Raw genomic sequence first — 5,953 nt, 5'->3', positions numbered from 1 at the left:
CACGCATCCTGCGTGGCGGCCCGACCATCGCTTAACCTGTCACTGCTTCATGCAGCGAGCACCCGTGGTTGTTCTACACAACAGAGCCGAGAACGCAACTGTGATGTCTCCAATGGGTCAATCGCGTCGGTTTGGCGATCAGCCGCGCACTTCCGGTCCTCCTCGATGAGCGGACATCGTCAGCGTCGGTGGACAGACAGCCGCCGCACAAAAGAGAACAGCCGCCCGAAGGCGGCTAGTCGTTCTCTCCGATGAAAGGAACTTGGAAGCAACTCTACCAGCCGCCGGTGATCAAGCGAACGTTGTCACGCAGCGAGCCAATGTCCCTTGTGAATATCGAACTTTACGACGCCGTCGTCACGCATCTTCAACAGGAGCGATTGGCAGTCGTCCTGATGCTTTATGTTCACGCGCTTCATGATTTCGAAAGCCTTCAGAGGCTTTTCGCGAAGCGCAATTAGAATCTTTTCTCGATCAGTCATTGGGGTTCCTTGCATCGGCATCGGCGACGGTACGCGTTGTACAGATCGTCTGCAACGGGTGCGTTCGCTTGACGAGGTCCGTTCCGGCTCACGGGCGGTCTTCGCGAATCTGCCGGCGCATGTCCGCTCTGCCCCCGCTTGCAGAAGGTTTTGGCGCAGGCAAGCCGAACCGTTCAAAGTACTGAGCAACTGCCGGGCTCGAATGGTCGCCGGAATGGTAGGCCGCGAGCGCCACTATTTCGCCGTCCAGGAACATCGCCAGAGCAACTTGGCTAACGACCCAAACGCCGCCTCCGACACGACGCCCAAGGCCATGCTGAGGGCACCAGTTCCGGATCGTTGTTTCTGACTTTCCAGCCCTCTTAGCTGCCGCAGCTAAGCTAATCCCCTCACGAGGATCGTAGGGCGTGAGGACCTTCAAATGGGAATGCTCTGGTGCCCTCATGCGAGCACCTTTGTGAGCAGGACTGCGTCGGATGCGTGATGGCGTCGGTATGTAAGATGAGCGCCGGTTTGCCGATGGATCGATGCCGACGAGGCCGTGATGAACGGCACGACGCCACCCTGGATCAGGAACAGAAACCCCATCACATCGAAGCGCGCGGCGGGCGCGAGCGGGTGAACCCCGTACAGATCAAGCGCCGTCCAACCCATCGCATGCGCCGCGTGCCCCCACCGAGACAGGAAGTTTCCGGCGTCACCGAGGAGCATGTCCCACCGCTCCGGGCTCATCCAATCGGGGCAAGTTCGCCGCTCCAGATCCCCCAAGATTGCATGCCATTCTGCTGGCGCACCGCCTCTCTCGCCGTCATCCTCGCCCCCTGCAAAATTAGTGGTCCCACTGGTCCCAGTGGTCCCACCCTTGTTAAGTGATTGATCCGCGGAAGATTTGCCGGGACCACTCACTGCGCCGTGATGGGACCAGTCAAAATCAACTGGTCCCACCTTCGTTTCGCGRCTGGTCCCAGCTTTTTCCTTTTCAATGAATAGCTTGCTTGGGGTGGGACCAGTGGGACCACTGGGACCAGTATTTTTCAGAAGGTCGAGCACGTGAGAGGTGAAGTCCGGAAAGCTATGCGTCATTCGCCGTCCTCCAGGAGCTGCGAGACGATGTGGTAGAGGCGCAATTGACCATGCCCAGGAACGCGAACATGCTTCGCGCGGCGCGCTGGATCGGGCGCATCCATGTAGCCTTTGGTCGCCATGGTGGCCGCGAGCCGGCGAGCGTCGAGGCCGCGGCAAATCTCCTCCTTCCATGCCGTGGTCGTGACGAAGTAGTCCCAGCCGTCTCCGACCTTCTGGCGATAGCCGGCCACGTCGCGCGGGTGGATGCGCGTGTCTCGCTCTTCCTCCCAGGCGGGAATGAAGCGGGCCATGCCGTTGGCGAGCAGGAATGAACGGACCTGCTCGAGGCCGTCATGGACCTCTGCCGCGTCGTGTCCGCCGCGTGCAGCCAGCCAGTCGTTGAAGCACCTCCCGGCTGCTGCGATGGCCTCGCCCGGCTTCCACGGCACAATGCCGCGCTGCTGAGCGAGCTCGCCGCCAACCGCGACCAGCGCGAAGCGCTGAGCCACGCGTTCGATTTGGCCGTCCGCCCCTCGCGGAACAAACTGACTGCTGAAAGCAGCCATGATCGGCGCAATCTGCCGGCGGAGATCCTCTATCGCGGGAACGATCGATCCCAAGTAATGCCGGACGGCAACGCCATAGTGCTGCTGCGTCGCGGTCCGTAGATGTCGGGCAAGTGCTTCCGCTGTCTCGAAGCCGTGTAGGTTCTCGAACATACCCATCCCGGCGCCGGCATCGGCCGCGATATCGACGATGCGAACTTGCTGGCCGGCCGCTATCCGTTTCCCGCGCCCGTCCTCTGCAACCTTATCGGCAAGCCCAATTTCTCCAGAGGACAAGAACAAGACACGCCACTTTGCCGCTCGGCGCGCCGATCCGTCGCGGGTGCTGCGCGACTTGCCGGACCCGTTGGCGAGCATATAGGCGGCTTCGCCGGCATCCTTCGCCGCGAGCTGCGAGAGCTCGTCCAGGCAAAGAAGCGTATCCGAATGGCTGAGCGCAACACCCTCCAACCCGTTGGCTGTTGCGCGCCACGATCGAACGAAGCCATTTGCATCCCCACCGCCCCAAACACTTCCCGCGACATGCAGCGCGGTGCTCTTGCCCGTTGAAGACGCCCCCTTGAAATGAAGGCCGCCGCCTTCGGACGAGCACGGGCCCACCAGCGGCCCTGCGAATGCCGCGGAGATGGCGAGCACCAGGCGGCTGTTGCCGCTGGCGTAGCGAGCTACATTTTGTTGCCAGCTCTCGAGCGTGCCGCCCTGCCGGAACGAATGCTCGTGCGCCGTGACGCTCTGCAACAGCAACTGGTCGCGCTTGTCGTTCGCAAAGCAGTCATCCGGCAGGACGAAGGAATTGCTGTGCCACCCCACTCGCTGAGTTGCCCTTGCCCGATTGGGGCTGCGGACCTGGAGCAGGAACGAGTTGAAGAGACCACGCGCCGTTTGGCTGGGGGCGATGAAAAACCCACCCTCCATAAGCGCGCGGCGGGCTTCCGAGCCGTCGCCTGCGAGCGTGGCACGCGGCAGCGCAAATTGGTGCTCGCGGTCGTCGTGGTCCTTCCAACGCAGCAGCACGCCCCAGTTGGAGCCGTCGCCGTCCCGCGTTTCGGCAACAATGTCGAAGTGGCCTGCGATCAAAATTGCGGGCTTGTCCAGGTCGTCGGGATTCTGCCACATCAAGCCCCGGTCGGAGAACGAGTAACCAATAGGCAACTGCTTCTTCTGCTCAGCGCGACCCGCGATGTGCTCCTCGTGCGGTTCCTCGCTGGCACCGCACTCCGCAGCGCTCGGCCTCTCTTCCGGGGCTGGCTCTTCGACCTTCCAATAAGGGGCCGCCTCAATCAACGCTGCCAGGTCCGCGCTGGTCTTGCCGGCGAGCCAGTCCGACACGTCGCCGCCCTTGGGCGTGTCCGGGAAGTGCAGAATACGGACGCTTGCGGCTACACCATGGGCCAGGGCCGCCTTCTCTTCGGCATGCTTCCGGCCAGCCTCATCGTTGTCGGCCAGGATGACGAGGTGGCGCCCACGCACATACTCCGCGCAGCCCATTGGCAATCCATCGCCAGTCCCGCCGAACGTGAAAGCGCTGAATGACGCTTTCGCTAAAGTGTCCACGTCCTTTTCGCCTTCCGGCCAAAGCAACGGCGCATCACCGCTGAAGGGATCGGCACCGACGAAGTAGGGCACGTTTTCAAAGCCCTCTGGCTTGCGATACTGCCAACCTGTCCGTCCATCAGTGTCCGTCACCCGAAACACGTTGAAAGCGTTGCCGTCCTTGCGGAGGATCTTCAGCCGGACGGGGACGCCGCCCCGGCAATAGCTGTGCCGGCGCTTTTCGTCGTCGCGGACGCGCGGGCCTTCGTCACCGGCCACGACGAAGCGCGGCTTGCCATCCTGATCCGGTTGAGTGCGAGGTGGGAACGAGGGTGGAGCAGTACGCGCGTCGCGCGGTTCGGCCGCAACCTTATCCGTCTTGCTCGGCGCCGACCGCATGTTGCCGGTCAGGGTTGACGATCCCTCGGCCGGCTTCACGTTCAATAGGCTTTGAAGGTCGCGCGCCGCGTCAAGCTTGGACTTGCCCTCCAGATACGCGACGAGGTCGATAGCATCGCCGCCCTTGTCTCCCGTTGCGAAGTCACTCCAAACTCCGGTCTTCATGTTGACCTTGAAGCTACCGGGGCGACCATCAGCGCGCGTCGGGTTACGCGAGACCCATTCCCCTGCGGATCGATAGCCGCCAGGCAGCAACTTCGGAACGATGACTTCCAAGGCGCTGAGAGCCGCCGAGCTCACCGCACTAAAATCCACGCGCTCAGGACGAGCGAAGGCGTTGTTGATGGCGCCCATTTTCAAAACTTTCCTTTGAATTTTTCGGGAAATGTCTCGCTAACCGGCTCTGTCTTGCGTGCATCGTCGATCGCCTGCGCGGCGTCGGAGGACGATGAAAAGACACCAGGCACTTCACGGCCTGACGGCAGCGTTGCGGAAAAGCGTTTGCGCCCGRGTTCATGAATAAAGCCGAGCACTTCACGACCACAGCAAACGGTCAACGTTCTCACGATTAGGGGAGGGCTCATGACTTGCCCTCCACCGGAATAACCTCAACCGCGGTCTCGAGCCGATACCGGCCATGATTGCCAGGAAAGTCACCCTTGTGGGCCTCATAGTCCGTCGAGATATTCAGACCGGCTCGGCGCAGTTTGTAGACGTAGTGGCTCCAGCGGGGCGCCGGATGGTCGATGGTGGTGAGGCCTCGTGGCCCGGCATTGACGAGATGGCGAAGCGTCCAGGCCTCGCGACCGGCGAAGGTTTGCAGGGAGCCGTCAGGCAGCTTGATCTTGATCCTATCAGTCATCGCTCGGCTGCCCCTCCGATGCCGGCGAGGGCAGCAATCAAGTCAGCATGGCCGGGTGGAACTGGATATCTGGAAAGCAGGTATTGCCCGGCTTTGGTTGCCGGCCCGCGAACTACGGCCGTGCGCCAGTCAAAGAGCGGGAGGCCGGAAAGGTCTTGGATTGGGTGGAGCAAATTGCTATGTGTTTGCACGTTAAGCCTCTCAAGGCCCGGTGCTCGCTGTCCTGCCAGGAAAAGCCGAGCTGCCGGGCTTTCTTTTGGGTGGGATTCAGGCGGCGGTTGCTTCGCGGCCGATGGCCGGTAGCTCTCGAAGCCAACGCCTCAGCTCGCTTGCCTCGAACAGAGTTCGCTTCCCGTCCTTGCGGGCGGTCAGTTCTTTGTCCCTGAGGGCTTTGTAGATGCGCGTGCGACTGCGCCCCGTGGCGGCGGCGGCCTCCTCGGGGGTGTAGGCGAGCTTTGAGATTTGCTCGTGCTGATCGGTATCGGTCGGCATGGTGCGTCCTGTTTTTCAACAGCGCCACCGCGGTATCGCGGGGCACGCACCGAAACTGACTGCTTCGTTGATTCCGCGGAAGCTGGCGGCGTCTGACAAGCCTTAGCTGCGTCAGAGAACGTTGTGACAAGGCTCTGGCTTGTCATTCTACTTTCTGAGTGCCCGTCTCACCATGCGTTCGAATGCCTGCGCAGATTGATCAGCGTCTGGTTCAATCCCGGCGGCCTTGAAGGCCGCCTCAACTTCAGACCGAATGTTTTTCGCGATGAAAGATACCGGCTTGCCCTTCAGCGAAGCACGCTTTCCAAGAGCTTCTGCGATGATGCCGGATCGTTCAGTGGCCATCGCTTTAGCGGTATTCGCACCTTTCTGACGCGCCTCAGCAGCGTTCTTCGCCTGGATCAATCGAGCGTGGTTACCTTCGAGCTCCAGTCTCAACCAGTACCAAGCATCGCAGAGCGCATAGACTGATTTGAAAAGCTCTGGCATGCCGTCAACAAAGCGGTCGTAGACTTCGTCTGGGATTTGGTCCTTCTCCGCGCCCTCTACATGCG

Annotated in this window: 7 protein-coding genes; all 7 read right to left on the bottom strand. The window is 61.5% G+C overall.

Going from position 1 to position 5,953, the window contains the following annotated elements; genetic code table 11:
* Positions 1-305 precede the first annotated feature (305 nt).
* A complete protein-coding gene (locus tag ACXJL8_RS31385; protein WP_167771117.1) occupies positions 306-482 on the bottom strand; it encodes a hypothetical protein in 177 nt (58 codons plus the stop codon).
* A 441-nt stretch (positions 483-923) separates the two neighbouring features.
* Positions 924-1,193, bottom strand: coding sequence for a hypothetical protein (locus tag ACXJL8_RS31380; RefSeq protein ID WP_456620627.1), 270 nt, complete (start codon positions 1,191-1,193; stop codon positions 924-926).
* A gap of 368 nt (positions 1,194-1,561) precedes the next feature.
* Positions 1,562-4,399 carry a DUF927 domain-containing protein gene (locus ACXJL8_RS31375; RefSeq protein WP_456620626.1) on the bottom strand — a complete coding sequence of 946 codons (2,838 nt, stop codon included), beginning with the start codon at positions 4,397-4,399 and terminating at the stop codon, positions 1,562-1,564.
* 2 nt (positions 4,400-4,401) lie between these two features.
* Positions 4,402-4,629 (bottom strand): hypothetical protein, encoded by a 228-nt coding sequence (locus tag ACXJL8_RS31370; protein ID WP_456686183.1) that lies wholly within the window; start codon positions 4,627-4,629, stop codon positions 4,402-4,404.
* Positions 4,626-4,907: a winged helix domain-containing protein gene (locus ACXJL8_RS31365; RefSeq protein ID WP_456620624.1), complete on the bottom strand. Its 282-nt coding sequence runs from the start codon at positions 4,905-4,907 to the stop codon at positions 4,626-4,628. The genes ACXJL8_RS31370 and ACXJL8_RS31365 overlap by 4 nt, the downstream gene beginning before the upstream one ends.
* Before the next feature lie 267 nt (positions 4,908-5,174).
* Complete coding sequence (locus tag ACXJL8_RS31360) at positions 5,175-5,399, bottom strand: helix-turn-helix domain-containing protein (RefSeq protein WP_456620623.1); 225 nt, start codon at positions 5,397-5,399, stop codon at positions 5,175-5,177.
* A 147-nt stretch (positions 5,400-5,546) separates the two neighbouring features.
* Positions 5,547-5,953 (bottom strand): hypothetical protein (locus ACXJL8_RS31355; protein ID WP_456686182.1); only part of this gene is annotated, 407 nt, incomplete at its 5' end.

The sequence above is a fragment of the Bradyrhizobium sp. P5_C11_2 genome (genome assembly GCF_054049755.1).
Note: the sequence above shows the minus strand (reverse complement) of the source record. Positions and strands in the feature narration are given on the sequence as shown.